Genomic DNA, 13,452 nt, shown 5'->3' with positions numbered 1-13,452 from the left:
GTTCTGCTTCTCTATAATCGACTGTTTCAAGATGCTAATGTTAAGCTATCCGGTCGATAAATCCCAGATAACCCTTAGTAAAACCACAGGAAAGCTGTTGAATACATACAAGATAAATGAGGTTTTTGAATCTCTGCAAGGTGAAGGCGCTCATACTGGAGTGCCTTCTATTTTTATACGTCTTCAGGGCTGCCCTGTTGGCTGCCCTTGGTGCGATACAAAACATACGTGGGAAATAGACCAAAACTTAAAAGTAGCGGCGCCCGTTGTCATGGCACAAAATGAAGATACCGCCCAATGGTTTGAACATACTCCCGAGCAATTGTTAGCCTTATTTAAACAGCATGAATATACAGCCAGTAATATTATTCTTACTGGCGGCGAACCTTGTATGTATGATTTAACCAATCTTTCCACTGTTTTGATTGAAAATGGTTTTAGTGTACAAATTGAAACCAGCGGAACCTATGAAATTTTGACCCATCCTGACACATGGGTGACTGTGTCACCCAAAGTTAATATGCCAGGTAAACGTGATGTGTTAAAAAGTGCAATGCACCGAGCGAACGAGATAAAACATCCCGTCGCCATGGAAAAACACATTGAGGAATTAGAACATGTATTGACGCTGCTAGTGGGCTCTGACAACCCAAAACCTTTAATATACTTGCAGCCTATAAGCCAACAAAAAAGAGCAACCGAACTGTGCATTAAAACCTGTATCGCCCGCAATTGGCGGCTATCTCTACAAACTCACAAATTCATTGGAATTGAATAACAAAGGTTTTTTATATGCAACGTGATGCAATAAAATTTTTACAAGACTATGCCCACGCGCTGGATCGTCGAGATGAGGAGCGTTTAATTGATTTTTGCTTATTACCAACGGTGGTGATGAATGATCATGACAAACGTGTGTTTATTCATGGTGAAGATTTAGCAAAATCTTGCCACGTGCTGGTGAAACGATTACAAGCAGCTGAAATTGTATACCATAAACCGAATTTGACTCAGGCGATCCGCTTGTCTGACTCGCTACATTTTTTGAAAATGCGCTGGCAGTTTTTAGATAAAGACAAACAAGTTATTTTTACCTGTGCTACCTCTTATACCTTGCAGCAAGTAAAAGACGGCTCCTTGAAAATTATTGTGGCTGTGGTGGATGATGATCGAAAGTCCATTTTCAGCTTTTTCTCAAACGATAGTGAGAGCGAAGTTAGTGGCTAAACTCATTATCCTGCTCAGCATGTTGCTGTCTTTTGCAGTACAAGGGGCGACATGGCGCATCACTTATCCTAAACCGATGTCTGAATCAGACAAGCGTTCTAATTACCCGGTGAAGCTTCTTTCGCTAGCGCTTGAGAAAACAGGGGTGCAGTATTCCCTTATGCCATCAGAGCGCATCATGCTGCAGAATAAAGCGCTAAAACGCTTAATGGACAGCCGTGATGTTAATGTTGTTTGGAGTGTCACGGACAAACAGCGAGAGCAACAACTGCTACCAATCCGCATCCCCATTTACAAAGGATTAATTGGTTGGCGTTTGTTGCTGATACGTGACGATATGCCAGCACGCTTTCAATATGTTCAAAAACTGGAGCACCTGATAAAGCTTATCCCGGTGCAAGGACGTGACTGGCCTGATACTAAGGTGCTGCAAGCTAATGGATTCAACGTTACTGCTGATAATTCTTATGGCAATTTGTTTAATTTATTGCGCCGTGCACAAGGGGATTTTTTCCCGCGCTCAGTTGTTGAGATATGGGATGAAATTGATAATCCTGCATACAATGCTGATTTGATGGTAGAGAAAGAAATCGCGATTCGATATCCAGAGGCGATGTACTTTTTTGTTAATAAAAAGAGCAGACCGCTGGCTAATTTATTAGAACAAGGGTTAGAGAAAGCCATTGCCGATGGCTCATTTGAAGCGCTTTTTGTGCGCACATTTCAGGATAAGTTAAATAGGGCGAAGATGTCCTCTAGGCATGTATTTGAATTAGAAAATAGCTTTTTACCTTCTGTGACGCCTCTTGAACGAAAAGAGTTGTGGTATCAATTTGATGATCTCGCGTCTGGATCTGAAAAGTAGCGAATGTAAAGCAGGGTCTCTTGGATTACTTTTACTCGCAGTAACCTATAAAAATAGGCAGTGAAAGAGGCCACGGTGAATACTTCACTGTGGCCTTTCTGCGTTAGATATAGCGCTGGCGCAATCCGATAGTTGGGACCAAACCAGGCTCAACTGCTGTAATTTTATTCTTCTATGCCTCTTTTACATTGACCACATAACGGCCAACCACTTTGCCTTGTAGAAATCTATCCAAATATTCGGGAGTTTGGCTCAAGGTGATTTCTTGTTGATAGCGGTCTAAATTAGGTAGCTTCATGTCGGTCGCGACCCGTTGCCAAATGTGCTTCTTGTCTTTTAAGGGAATATACACAGAGTCCACACCCAGTAGGGATATACCACGAGTGATAAAAGGAATAACACTCATGGCAATGTCCGCAGAGGCTGCTAAACCAACTGAAGCCACACCGCCGCCAGGCTTAAGCTGTTTTAACAACCCTGTTAAGTAATCGCCCCCTAAGGTATCAATGGCGTGTGCCCACTTAGGCTTGCCTGCAAGGGCGTCTTTAACCTCTAAAAGACTGTCTCGGAGCAGGACATCACTGGCACCGAGTGCTTTTAACTTATCTGACTGCTCAGGTTTGCCTGAAAACGCTACCACTTCATAACCCAATTGCTTGAGTAGCGCGATGCTAATTGTGCCTACGCCGCCGGTGGCGCCCGTTATTGCCACGGGACCATCACTGGGCTTAGCGCCCATTTGCTCAAGCTTTTGAATACAAAGGGCCGCGGTAAGTCCGCCAGTACCATAGGTCATGGCTTCTTTTAACGACAAGGTGTCAGGGCAGACAACGGCCCAATCAGCGGGAATAGATATTATTTGGCCAAGGCCGCCCGGGGTATTCATTCCTAAGTCATACCCGAACACCAATACCTCATCGCCAGCGTTAAACGTGCCTGATTTGTCGCTTATCACGATGCCGGCGGCATCTATGCCTGGTGTGTGAGGAAAGTGCTGGCTGATGCGTTTATTGCCGCTGGCGGACATAGCATCTTTATAATTAAGTGATGAGTAGTGCACTTCAATAAGCACGTCATTGTCTGGTAAATCACTGATGCTACGCTGCACGATATTCTTGCTGAACGATTTGTCATTTTGCTCTTCAACAAGCAAAGCGTTAAAGGTATTGGACTGAGACATAAAGTTATTACTCCGGTTATGAATATTGAAGACGGCTAGTGAACCAACGCTGCTGCCTAACTAGATTGAAGCAGTAGCATTACTAAACGATAAAAGCGCTAAGCAGCTAATACAGCCGCCCCGATATTTTTCCTACCAATAAATGTTGGGGGAGGTGTTCAGTATTCAAGAGGTAAATCAGATATTCTGAGGCATTGGGGAATGACAGGGGCATCTTGCTATGTGGATTTTCTATTCATCTGATGAAGTCAGATGAATTAGGCAAATAAAGTATATAAATCTTTCAAGCAGATTTACTCTAAATATAAAGAAAATCACGCGGGCTGGTTTTCATGCCAGACGGGTATTGCTTGAACCGGCTAGGCACCATTGAACGAGGAATAGCAATGTCGAATGAATTTACAGGTAAAACAGCCATCATCTCAGGTGCTGCTGGTGGGATAGGTCTCGCTTTAGCCGAAGCCTTCGGCAAACAGGGCATGAATATTGTTATGGGCGACATTGATATTCAGGCGTTGGCGGTATCTAGACAGTCACTGCTAGACAAGGGCGTCAATGTGCTGGCCTGTGAATTAGACGTGACAGATTATAAGCAATGGGAAGACGTGGTCGCTCGGGCGAAAGATACCTATGGCAAGGTGCATATGGTGATTAATAATGCTGGTGTGGGCGGTATCCCCGGTAAGATTGAAGATACTGAACACGAAACGTGGCGCTGGGTAATGGATGTTAATGTCATGGGCGTTCTGTACGGTGCGCAGGCGTGTGTGCCCGCCATAAAAGAGCATGGTGAAGGGGGATGGGTCGTTAATGTAGCCTCTATGGCCGGCATGTTGGGGATGCCTTATGCCGGAGCGTACTGCGCCTCAAAAGCGGCCGTGGTGTCTATGACAGAAAGCTGGGCAGTAGAGCTTGCACCGCATAATATTCACGTGTCGGCGTTGTGCCCTGCATTTGTAAAAACTCGCATTCACGAATCTCATCGTAATCGACAAGAAAAATACGCGGTTGCCCCCGCAGATCGTCAAGATAAGAAGAAATTACAAGCTGGCGCTAATGCTGCGACTTTGGCGGTAGAGTCGGGGATACCCGCTGGCGTACTTGCACAGCGCGTGCTGGAAGCTCTGAAGTCAAAGCAGACTTATATTTATACTCATCCGAATTACCGTAAGGTGACAAGTGGTCGTTCAAAAGCAATTGATAAGGCCTTTGTTGATGCCCAAGAAAGCCCAGTTGTAGGCCACTTGATTGATGAAGAAATAGTGACTTTCTAATAGATATTAGTTCATTTTGTAAATCAGTGAATAAGGGGCGTAAGCTCCTTTTTTATGACTGTTTTTGATATTTATTAGACTTTTTCCGACTTCCATTAACACTCGCAGGTACACGATTCGCCGATTAACAGGCACAAAAAAACCGCCGAAGCGGTTTTTATTAGTTTGCTAATCGTATTGAACCACTCAACTAGTTAGCTTGGTTGTGCACATCTCGCATAGCTCGTCCCGAAGGGTCAGCATTGCCTTTAAAGCTTGCATCCCATTCGAGTGCTTCAACGGTACTGCAGGCGATTGACTTACCACCTGGTACACAGTTTGCGGCACTTTCTTGCGGGAAGAAAGACTCAAACACTGTACGGAAGTAGTATCCTTCTTTCGTATCTGGTGTATTGATAGGGAAACGGAACGCAGCAGTTGCGAGTTGTTGATCAGTGATGTCTTGCTCGACTTTTTCTTTAATCGAGTCAATCCATGAATAGCCTACGCCATCACTGAACTGCTCTTTTTGACGCCATAGCACTTCAGCAGGCAAGTACTCACCGTTATCAAACGCTTTACGTAAAATCCATTTTTCCATTTTGCCGTCAAGACACATTTTATCTTGTGGGTTCAAGCGCATGGCGACATCCAAGAATTCTTTATCAAGGAATGGTACGCGAGCTTCTACGCCCCAAGCTGAGGTAGATTTATTTGCACGAGCGCAATCAAACATATGTAAACGCTCAAGTTTACGCACGGTTTCTTCATGGAATTCTTTGGCGTTTGGTGCTTTGTGGAAATACAAATAGCCACCAAAAATTTCATCCGCGCCTTCACCAGACAACACCATTTTAATCCCCATAGCCTTGATTTTACGGCTCATTAGGTACATCGGTGTGGCGGCACGAATAGTTGTGACATCGTAAGTTTCAAGGTGGTAAATCACGTCACGAATAGCATCTAGGCCTTCTTGTACGGTGAAATGTACTTCGTGATGCACTGTGCCAATCATATCTGCTACTTTTTGCGCAGCGATTAAATCTGGCGCGCCTTCAAGACCCACAGCAAAAGAGTGTAAACGCGGCCACCAAGCATCAGACTCGTCATTGTCTTCAACCCGCTTTGCCACGTATTTGGCCGCAATAGCAGATACTAATGATGAATCTAAACCACCTGAAAGTAACACACCGTAAGGCACATCAGACATCAAATGAGATTTGACTGACTTTTCAAATGCCACTTTCAAATCGTTTAAATCAGTGGTGTTGTCTTTAATATTTTCATAGCTCATCCAGTCGCGCTGATAGTATTTTTTCAGCTCGCCTGATTTACTCCAAAGATAATGTCCTGGAGGGAATTCTTGTACCGTCTTACAAACAGGCACTAGAGACTTCATTTCAGAGGCCACGTAGAAGTTACCGTGCTCGTCAAACCCTGTGTACAAAGGAATAATGCCCATGTGGTCACGAGCGATAAGGTAGGCATCTTGTGCTTGATCGTACAAGACGAATGCGAACATACCTTGCAGTTGGTCGATAAACTCAACACCTTGCTGTTCATATAACGGAAGAATAACTTCACAGTCAGATTTTGTTCTAAAATCATATGGTTGAGCGAGGTTTTGCTCAAGAGCCTTGTGGTTGTATATCTCACCATTAACGGCAAGTACATTATTATTATCTCGGCTGATAAGTGGTTGCGCGCCTTTGTCAACGTCAACGATCGCTAAGCGCTCGTGACACAAAATGGCATTATCATTATTCCATACACCTGACCAGTCAGGACCGCGATGGCGCAGTAATTTGGAAAGTTCTAATGCTTGCGTTCTAAGTTCTGATACATCAGTTTTGATGTCCAGAATGCCGAAAATACCACACATAAAAAGGCTTCTCTCTTGGTTATTTGTTACTAACTCATATAGCTGATTCGCTTGGTTTCATTGAAAACCAAACATGCGTGCGGGGAAAGTGCTGGTTATAGTATTTATTATTACTTTCTTGCGCCCTTGAATTTGCCAGCATGAGAAAAAAAAGCAAGGGGAAACTGTAATTTTTTTACACTTGTTGGCTATTAGTTAGATTAACGGCTGTTTATTAGCATTAATCAAACATAATTTCGTCAGTTGAAAGGCAAATGACCGGTTAGTTGGAAAACTCACCAACCGGTTTTGACGGGACAATTCAGCAGCAGAAAATTACTTACGCTGAAACTCACTGCTGGCATTCCACTTAGGCCAATCTGCCGATTGGGCTATATCGTATCCTACCTCGAACAACAGTTGGGCATCTTCACGTACACCTGAAAAATCCCAGTTTTCACGGAATTGATCGCAAACTTGGTGATAACAGCCTGTAATCAATACTTTAGTGCGCTTCTTGTACTGTGCGGTTTGTGCATCGATAGGGATATTTCCCCCTTTCGCATACAAAGCAGGCACCCCTTGTTTGGCGAAGCTGAAATGATCTGAACGATAATATGAGCCGGCCTCAGGGCGTGATTCTTGGGTTAATGTTCGGTCTTGACGTGCCGCGGCTTTGGCCAAGTAAGTTTCTAGTTCTGACTTGCCCATGCCAACAACTGAAACATCTTTCGTTCGCCCTAGTACGTTCATGGCGTCCATATTGATATTCGCGACTGTTTGGTTTAGCGGAATAATTGGGTGTTCTGCGTAGTACTGTGAGCCCAGTAAGCCTTGCTCTTCAGCGGTGACGATAAGAAAATCTACAGAACGTTTTGGAGCAGAGCCCAGCGCTTTATACGCTTTTGCTATGGCAAGGGCGCTTGCTGTACCGGTGGCGTTGTCGTGGGCACCATTGTATATATTATCGCCTTCTTTGCTCTCATCTTTGCCTAAGTGATCCCAGTGGGCACTGTAAATGACATGCTCGTCAGGTGTTTCTGAGCCGGGTAGGGTTGCCATTACATTATAGCTAACCGACTTTTTCATCGTGCTGTTTACCGTCACTGAGGCTTTTTGTTTTAGGCTAGTGTGGTAGGGGCCTTTTAAGGCCTTGGCTTTTTCTTTGGCAAAATCTAATCCGGCAGCCGAGAAAACCTGTTTTGCCGCATCATTCGACAACCAACCTTCCACTGCAACACGATCTGCATTGCCATTTTCGCTGACCAAGCTATATTGCGGACCGCTCCAACTATTTGCCACCACAGACCAGCCATAAGATGCTGGGGCTGTTTCATGCACTATGATTGCTGCGGTTGCACCTTGACGGCTCGCTTCTTCGTATTTGTAAGTCCAGCGGCCATAATAGGTCATGGTTTTCCCTTGAAATTTTCCGCTGTCAGGGCGCTCAAAGCCTGGGTCGTTGACCAGAATAACCACTGTTTTGCCTTTAACATCAAGGCCCTCGTAGTCATTCCAATCGTATTCTGGGGCGTTAACGCCAAAGCCAACAAATACGACGTCCGAGTCAGTCACCCTGATTTGCTGTTGCTCGCGTTTTGTTGAGGCAATCATGCCTTCTTTATAGGTGAATTGGTTGTCACCTATGGTCATGGTCATGTCTGGTGAGGCTGTCATTTCTAACAGATTAACCGCTTGTAAATAGCTGTCGCCATTACCTGGTTGATAGCCCATCTGCTTAAAATTGCTGACTAGATAATCAAGAGTGACTTTCTCACCTTTTGAGGTGGGTGAGCGTCCTTCAAATTCATCAGAGGCTAAGGTTTTGGTGTGCGCTTTGAGCGTTGCATCTGTAATGTTCTGATATGCAAGGCTAAAGTCGTTATCTGCACTGGACGTAGAGAAGTTATCGCTATTCACACCACAGGCAAACAAAGTTGCACTGATTAGCGGGATAGCGGCCAGTTGAATTCTTTTCATTGTTATATTCACCTAGTTTTAATTTATGTCATGCCTATGTGTATTCTGTGGATACGAGACACAAAGGAGTTGATATAATGCCACTCATCAACTTACTCGCAACGAATTTTGTTTTTCTTTTTATGTCGTTACCCTGGAATGAACCCTTTACACAGCAATTATCTTGCGCCCCGTTAGCCCGTTTGAACGCACAGTTTTTTCTCAGTGATTTTTCCGATTGGCCGAATGCCGAAGGGTTAAATACCTTGAAACAACAATTTTTAGCAGATGTTCGAAACGTCCCAGATTTTATTGACCAAGACACTTTGCTCCCGACTGATAATTACTATGAGCAAATTATATTCAACCAAGGGCATATTCCTACCAGAGCTAATGGTTGGCATGACTTGTTCAACGGTTTGGTATGGTTGCAATATCCCCTCACCAAAACGCGTCTAAACCAACTGCATGTTGAAGACATTAAACAGAACGGCCTGAGCCCACGTAGTCGCCAGCGCAATCATATTACTCATTTTGATGAATGTGGAGTAATTTTGGCGGTTGAATCACCAGCGGGCAAAAAAGTGACTGAGTTACTGAGTGAGCATCACTGGACTGAGGCGTTGTACCGCAATAGAGCGCAGTGGGGAGAAGGCATTCATGCCCGCATGTTTGGTCATGCCAACTATGAAATGTTGCTTAACCCGTTCATTGGATTAACAGGAAAATGGCTGGCGGTCCGTGTTGAGCCAGGGTTTGCTCAGCGAAGCATGCTTGAGCAAAACGCTGAAGTTGACCGGTGTTTGTGTGGGCTGATAAATACCACTGAACTCTTTAAGCAAGCAAAACCCTTATTACCTTTACCGCTTTTAGGGATTGCCCAGTGGAGTAAACTTAATACAGACGTACAATTCTATCAAAATACCGATTATTTTCGCCCTAAACGTGCTTAAGCACCTCGTCCTTTATCAAACCTGACAACCAAATGCATTTAGTCAAAGGCGATAATTAACGCCCAAGCTAGCCAGAGAGTCAGACAAGGGGCAAACGCAATCACTAATGCTCTTCGCCGACTTAGCGTGACCCACTGGCTAATGCCTATGGCGAGTAAGTACATGCTCCAAAATATTTCCAGTTTGATGCTACTGGCTAATCCAAACCATGAGGAGGACACGGGAATAGCAAATAGGAACGATAAGGCGCTGGGAGACACAGCATCAAAGCTAATTTGCCCATGATCTAGCCAAAAAAGGATGACACCGCTAAACAGTGCGCCCACGCACGATGGCAATAATATCCACCAAGTAAAACCAAACCAGTCACTAAAGCTATTGATGTTCAGGGGATCTGATTTGGTCACCACATTAAGGTAAAACGCGATAATAGACACCAACACTAACAACATAATCACAGGGGTAATCACGGTGCCAACAATGCTTTTAGTTGCGTCGAGTGAAGCGCTTATCGCTTGTTGTTCTCCGGGGCTGATGTTGGCAAATTGACTGGCAATAATGACCTCTTTATACCACTGAAAATCAACCACCTGAAAATAGTAATAAACCGGTAAAACAGCGGCAAGTGTAACCAACAAAAACGGCAACCACGACCAGTTATGTTGCTCTTTTAACTGTGCAAACGTTGCCTTAGGATGGCGCAGTACACCGATACAGGCACTGAAGGGATTGAGATGAGAGACCATGAAACGTGTCCTTGTATAACCTATTTTGTGGTTGTTGAAATAACTAATCTTATGATTTTAAACATGATTGTCGCATTTTTCAGCTACTAGGTTGTAGCTATTTGGGCTAAAGTAACAAACTATTTGCAACCTAAGGCAAGCAGCGGGCTGGAGCAAAAAAACAGCCGTGAACAAAAATAATAGTCGTGAGCGAAAATAATGGCCGTGAGCGAAAAAGCAGTCGCGAGTTAAATAGGGTAAAAGAATGATCGAGATAGTTGGCTTAGCCAAAAAGTTTTCAGTTGAAAATCCTAAAAAACTCAGTGAGCAAGAACGTAAAGATCCCAGACTTAAAGGGCGCTTTTTTCATTCTGTCATTGATGTGTCTTTCACCTGCCAGCAAGGGGAAGTATTAGGTTTGCTGGGCCCAAATGGTGCTGGCAAAACCACGACCTTACGCATGTTGTCCACGGCACTCAAACCCGACAGTGGCAGCATTACCATTAATGGTACGGATGTGTTGCAGGATCCGGTAATGGCGCGAAAAAAAATAGGTTTTCTATCAGGCTCGACAGGCTTATACGGGCGACTTTCTGGTCGTGAAAACATTGAATACTTCGCTAAATTACATGGCATGACGCCAGTGCAAATCAAACACAAAATTGAGGCACTTGCCGAGCTCCTTGATATGCATACATTTATAGACCGGCGCAGTGAGAACTTCTCTACCGGTATGAAACAAAAAGTCGCGATCGCCCGAGCGGTGGTGCATGACCCCGACGTTGTGATCTTGGATGAGCCGACAACCGGCCTAGATATTATGGCGACACAAACCGTATTGCGCTTCATTCGCGGCCTAAAAGAGCAGGGCACGCCGGTGATATTCTCTACCCACCATTTAGATGAAGTGAGCGAATTATGCGACCGCGTAGCGGTTATCGACCAAGGGTTGAGCAAATTTGACGGGGAGTTGAAGGCGTTTACCCAGCTCGCTAATGGTTCATTACATCAAGCTTTTTTAACCAGTATCGATACTGAGCGTCAATAAGGAGGGAAAATACTATGTGGTTAGTCTTTTTTAAAGAAATAAAAGAATTGCTGCGCGACCGTAAAACGTTGTTTTTTATGATTGCGTTACCGATCCTCATTTTCCCGTTAATTTTTGGCGGAATGGCGTATTTCACCGCTCAGGCATTCGAAAAAGCGGAAAGCAAAGTCCTGAAATACGCGGTGGTGAACGACCAGTATGCGCCAGAGCTAACAAATGACTTGGCAGCCTCAGATAAATTTGAGCGCGTAGATATTGCCATTAACGCCGATTACACGGCGTTAATTAACAGTGACACCGTTGATTTTGTAATGGTACTGCCAGAAAACTACAGTGCAGATATCCTTCGAAGCGGTCAGCTAAACATAACACTTTATTTAAATGACGCGGGATTAAACATGGTGCGCAACCGTGTGAATTCAATGGTGCAAAAGTATGCCGATGCGTATCAAACATCAGCGTTTTCTGAACTTGGTGTCACCCTAGTGCAGCAAGATGCTTTGTTAAACCCCATCGTTCTTGAGCAAATAAGCACAGCGGGTCAACGGGAAAGTTGGGGCGAGAAAATAGGTGGTATGCTGCCCTATTTACTGTTTGTATTGTGTTTTCAAGGGGCGATGTTTCCTGCGACCGACATTGGTGCCGGTGAAAAAGAGCGGGGCACATTAGAAACGCTGCTTATTTCACCTATCGATCGTACGAAAATTGTTTTAGGTAAATTTTTAACAATTGCCAGTGCTGGCGCCACCACCGCATTGATTACCGTTGTTAGCATGGCAGTATGGGGGGGAGTGCTCAGCCGCGGGTTTGCTATGCAGTTTGTAGCTGACTTTATGAGCCAAATTGGCATTGTTGATTTTGTTTTGATGTTTTTGATGCTGATCCCGCTGGTGGCTATCTTTGCGGCAGTATTGCTGAGTATTTCAATTTACGCTCGTAGCTTTAAAGAGGCCCAGAGTTATATGGGGCCGTTAGTGATTTTCGTTATCATGCCGGTCATGGTGGCACTTATGCCGGGAGTTGAACTTAAAGGCGGTTGGGCTTGGGTGCCTTTGACAAATGTAGCGCTGGCCATGAAAGAGCTGGTAAAAGGTACCATGGACTATTTTCAGTTAATTGGCATTTTTGCTTCAACGGCATTGATTGCTGCATTACTGCTGGGATTTTGTGTGTACTGGTTCAAACAAGAAAAAGTGTTGTTTAGATAAACGACTCAACCCGCTAAACAGGCAAATTTGCTTGATTAGCTAAGCGCCCGGCAGTGATTCACTTTGGGCGTTTTTTAGTTTTGGTGCTGTGAGCAACCGGCTTTAGTGTTAGCTAAGGGGTTAGCGAGTCAAATATAGATATCTGCTGATGGCTATTTTGCGAGGCTGGTAATACTAATGCAGGCAGCGGAGCATCAGGGTAGGTAAGGTTATAATCATGAATAAAGGCCGCCGCTAACCAAGGTGCATCTTTGTTATCAGGCATATGAAAGAAAATAGAAGGGCTTTTACCCTCATCCAGCCAATATTTTATTTTCTTGATCCAGGGGTGATAAAACGACGTGCATTTGTCAATCTGCTGATGGCCGACAAAGCGTACGACAGGTGAATCACCGGTAGCGATAACATTGGTCGGGACCCGCGGCTTTTTACGTTGAACATCGATGACTAATTCGCGCTCTTCGCCGGTGAATTGACTTGGATCACAAGCAAATAAGGCGCGGGTATCCATTATCACTCGGTCTGTTTTATGTGAAAGTAACAACTGATTCAACGCTTTTTCTTGTCCGCCCTTTTGAAAAAACGCCAAGTGGCGGACTTCCACACTCATAGGTAAATCTGTTGGTATGGTGTCAAGGAGCACGCCAAGTTGGTTGATATGTGCTGGGGTAAATTGCTTTGGTAGCTGTAACATAACGCCGCCAAGGGTTTCGCCGAGCACAGCTAAGTTATCGATCGCGTGCTTTAGTTCGTCTGTGCATGTATCGAGTTGACCCGAATGACTAATACTGCGGGGTAACTTTAGAACAAAGCGAAAATCATCAGGCACGCTGTCGCGCCATTTTTTAAGGGTGTCTTGATTGGGTAAATGATAAAAACTGCTATTGCATTCTACGCTATTAAACAGCCTGCTATAGGATTGCAGGGCAGTCTTTTTACTGCTTTTGGGCGGATAAATACTGCTAAACCAAGCATCATGGGTCCAAATAGGACAGCCTATATTAACTCTTAGCATAGTAGCGATAAGCTGTAATATGTCACACAATTCCTTGCTCTGTGTCCGTTAATGGTTTGGTTATCTCCAGCTTTGATATATATAGGCCCTTTGTATCAACCCGCTATCTACACTGCGTAGTTGTATCATGCTTCGTTTTAAATAATACACTAGAAGCT

Annotated in this window: 12 protein-coding genes; 7 read left to right on the top strand and 5 right to left on the bottom strand. The window is 44.4% G+C overall.

Features of this window, described 5'->3' with window-relative positions; translation table 11 throughout:
* The first annotated feature begins 37 nt into the window (after positions 1-37).
* From queE to AC0VYA_RS15000, 3 genes are all read left to right on the top strand, one after another.
* Positions 38-778 carry a 7-carboxy-7-deazaguanine synthase QueE gene (gene queE, locus AC0VYA_RS15010; RefSeq protein ID WP_475488816.1) on the top strand — a complete coding sequence of 247 codons (741 nt, stop codon included), beginning with the start codon at positions 38-40 and terminating at the stop codon, positions 776-778.
* A 14-nt stretch (positions 779-792) separates the two neighbouring features.
* Positions 793-1,227 carry a hypothetical protein gene (locus AC0VYA_RS15005; protein WP_011575721.1) on the top strand — a complete coding sequence of 145 codons (435 nt, stop codon included), beginning with the start codon at positions 793-795 and terminating at the stop codon, positions 1,225-1,227.
* A 76-nt stretch (positions 1,228-1,303) separates the two neighbouring features.
* Entirely contained in the window at positions 1,304-2,092 is a 789-nt protein-coding gene (locus tag AC0VYA_RS15000) for a hypothetical protein (protein ID WP_041714493.1), read from the top strand.
* A 172-nt stretch (positions 2,093-2,264) separates the two neighbouring features.
* Here AC0VYA_RS15000 and AC0VYA_RS14995 read toward each other — a convergent pair whose 3' ends face one another.
* Positions 2,265-3,272, bottom strand: coding sequence for a YhdH/YhfP family quinone oxidoreductase (locus AC0VYA_RS14995; protein ID WP_475488815.1), 1,008 nt, complete (start codon positions 3,270-3,272; stop codon positions 2,265-2,267).
* A 386-nt stretch (positions 3,273-3,658) separates the two neighbouring features.
* On the opposite strand from AC0VYA_RS14995, the gene AC0VYA_RS14990 reads away from it, so the two are divergent.
* Entirely contained in the window at positions 3,659-4,546 is an 888-nt protein-coding gene (locus AC0VYA_RS14990) for an SDR family NAD(P)-dependent oxidoreductase (RefSeq protein WP_475488814.1), read from the top strand.
* A 190-nt stretch (positions 4,547-4,736) separates the two neighbouring features.
* Here the strand turns inward: AC0VYA_RS14990 and asnB are convergent, their stop codons facing one another.
* Positions 4,737-6,407, bottom strand: coding sequence for an asparagine synthase B (gene asnB, locus AC0VYA_RS14985; protein WP_475488813.1), 1,671 nt, complete (start codon positions 6,405-6,407; stop codon positions 4,737-4,739).
* Positions 6,408-6,722: 315 nt separating this feature from the next.
* Positions 6,723-8,366 (bottom strand): M28 family metallopeptidase, encoded by a 1,644-nt coding sequence (locus tag AC0VYA_RS14980; protein ID WP_475488812.1) that lies wholly within the window; start codon positions 8,364-8,366, stop codon positions 6,723-6,725.
* 77 nt (positions 8,367-8,443) lie between these two features.
* On the opposite strand from AC0VYA_RS14980, the gene AC0VYA_RS14975 reads away from it, so the two are divergent.
* Positions 8,444-9,298 carry a DUF3025 domain-containing protein gene (locus tag AC0VYA_RS14975; protein WP_475488811.1) on the top strand — a complete coding sequence of 285 codons (855 nt, stop codon included), beginning with the start codon at positions 8,444-8,446 and terminating at the stop codon, positions 9,296-9,298.
* Between the two features lie 38 nt (positions 9,299-9,336).
* Here AC0VYA_RS14975 and AC0VYA_RS14970 read toward each other — a convergent pair whose 3' ends face one another.
* Positions 9,337-10,044, bottom strand: coding sequence for a YIP1 family protein (locus AC0VYA_RS14970; RefSeq protein ID WP_475488810.1), 708 nt, complete (start codon positions 10,042-10,044; stop codon positions 9,337-9,339).
* 244 nt (positions 10,045-10,288) lie between these two features.
* On the opposite strand from AC0VYA_RS14970, the gene AC0VYA_RS14965 reads away from it, so the two are divergent.
* Together AC0VYA_RS14965 and AC0VYA_RS14960 are read left to right on the top strand one after the other, a co-directional pair.
* A complete protein-coding gene (locus AC0VYA_RS14965; protein WP_475488809.1) occupies positions 10,289-11,071 on the top strand; it encodes an ATP-binding cassette domain-containing protein in 783 nt (260 codons plus the stop codon).
* Positions 11,072-11,085: 14 nt separating this feature from the next.
* Entirely contained in the window at positions 11,086-12,279 is a 1,194-nt protein-coding gene (locus tag AC0VYA_RS14960; RefSeq protein WP_475488808.1) for an ABC transporter permease, read from the top strand.
* A gap of 112 nt (positions 12,280-12,391) precedes the next feature.
* Here AC0VYA_RS14960 and AC0VYA_RS14955 read toward each other — a convergent pair whose 3' ends face one another.
* Positions 12,392-13,294, bottom strand: coding sequence for a DUF72 domain-containing protein (locus tag AC0VYA_RS14955; protein ID WP_475491076.1), 903 nt, complete (start codon positions 13,292-13,294; stop codon positions 12,392-12,394).
* Positions 13,295-13,452: the final 158 nt, after the last annotated feature.

This window comes from Paraglaciecola sp. QJM3NY_14 (assembly GCF_056173245.1).
This window is presented reverse-complemented; position numbering and strand designations above follow the sequence as displayed.

Bases quoted from the DNA above. Each gene is read 5' to 3' on its own strand.
- queE (WP_475488816.1), top strand. From the start codon at position 38: ATGTTAAGCTATCCGGTCGATAAATCCCAGATAACCCTTAGTAAAACC.
- AC0VYA_RS15005 (WP_011575721.1), top strand. From the start codon at position 793: ATGCAACGTGATGCAATAAAATTTTTACAAGACTATGCCCACGCGCTG.
- AC0VYA_RS15000 (WP_041714493.1), top strand. From the start codon at position 1,304: ATGTCTGAATCAGACAAGCGTTCTAATTACCCGGTGAAGCTTCTTTCG.
- AC0VYA_RS14995 (WP_475488815.1), bottom strand. From the start codon at position 3,272: ATGTCTCAGTCCAATACCTTTAACGCTTTGCTTGTTGAAGAGCAAAAT.
- AC0VYA_RS14990 (WP_475488814.1), top strand. From the start codon at position 3,659: ATGTCGAATGAATTTACAGGTAAAACAGCCATCATCTCAGGTGCTGCT.
- asnB (WP_475488813.1), bottom strand. From the start codon at position 6,407: ATGTGTGGTATTTTCGGCATTCTGGACATCAAAACTGATGTATCAGAA.
- AC0VYA_RS14980 (WP_475488812.1), bottom strand. From the start codon at position 8,366: ATGAAAAGAATTCAACTGGCCGCTATCCCGCTAATCAGTGCAACTTTG.
- AC0VYA_RS14975 (WP_475488811.1), top strand. From the start codon at position 8,444: ATGCCACTCATCAACTTACTCGCAACGAATTTTGTTTTTCTTTTTATG.
- AC0VYA_RS14970 (WP_475488810.1), bottom strand. From the start codon at position 10,044: ATGGTCTCTCATCTCAATCCCTTCAGTGCCTGTATCGGTGTACTGCGC.
- AC0VYA_RS14965 (WP_475488809.1), top strand. From the start codon at position 10,289: ATGATCGAGATAGTTGGCTTAGCCAAAAAGTTTTCAGTTGAAAATCCT.
- AC0VYA_RS14960 (WP_475488808.1), top strand. From the start codon at position 11,086: ATGTGGTTAGTCTTTTTTAAAGAAATAAAAGAATTGCTGCGCGACCGT.
- AC0VYA_RS14955 (WP_475491076.1), bottom strand. From the start codon at position 13,294: ATGCTAAGAGTTAATATAGGCTGTCCTATTTGGACCCATGATGCTTGG.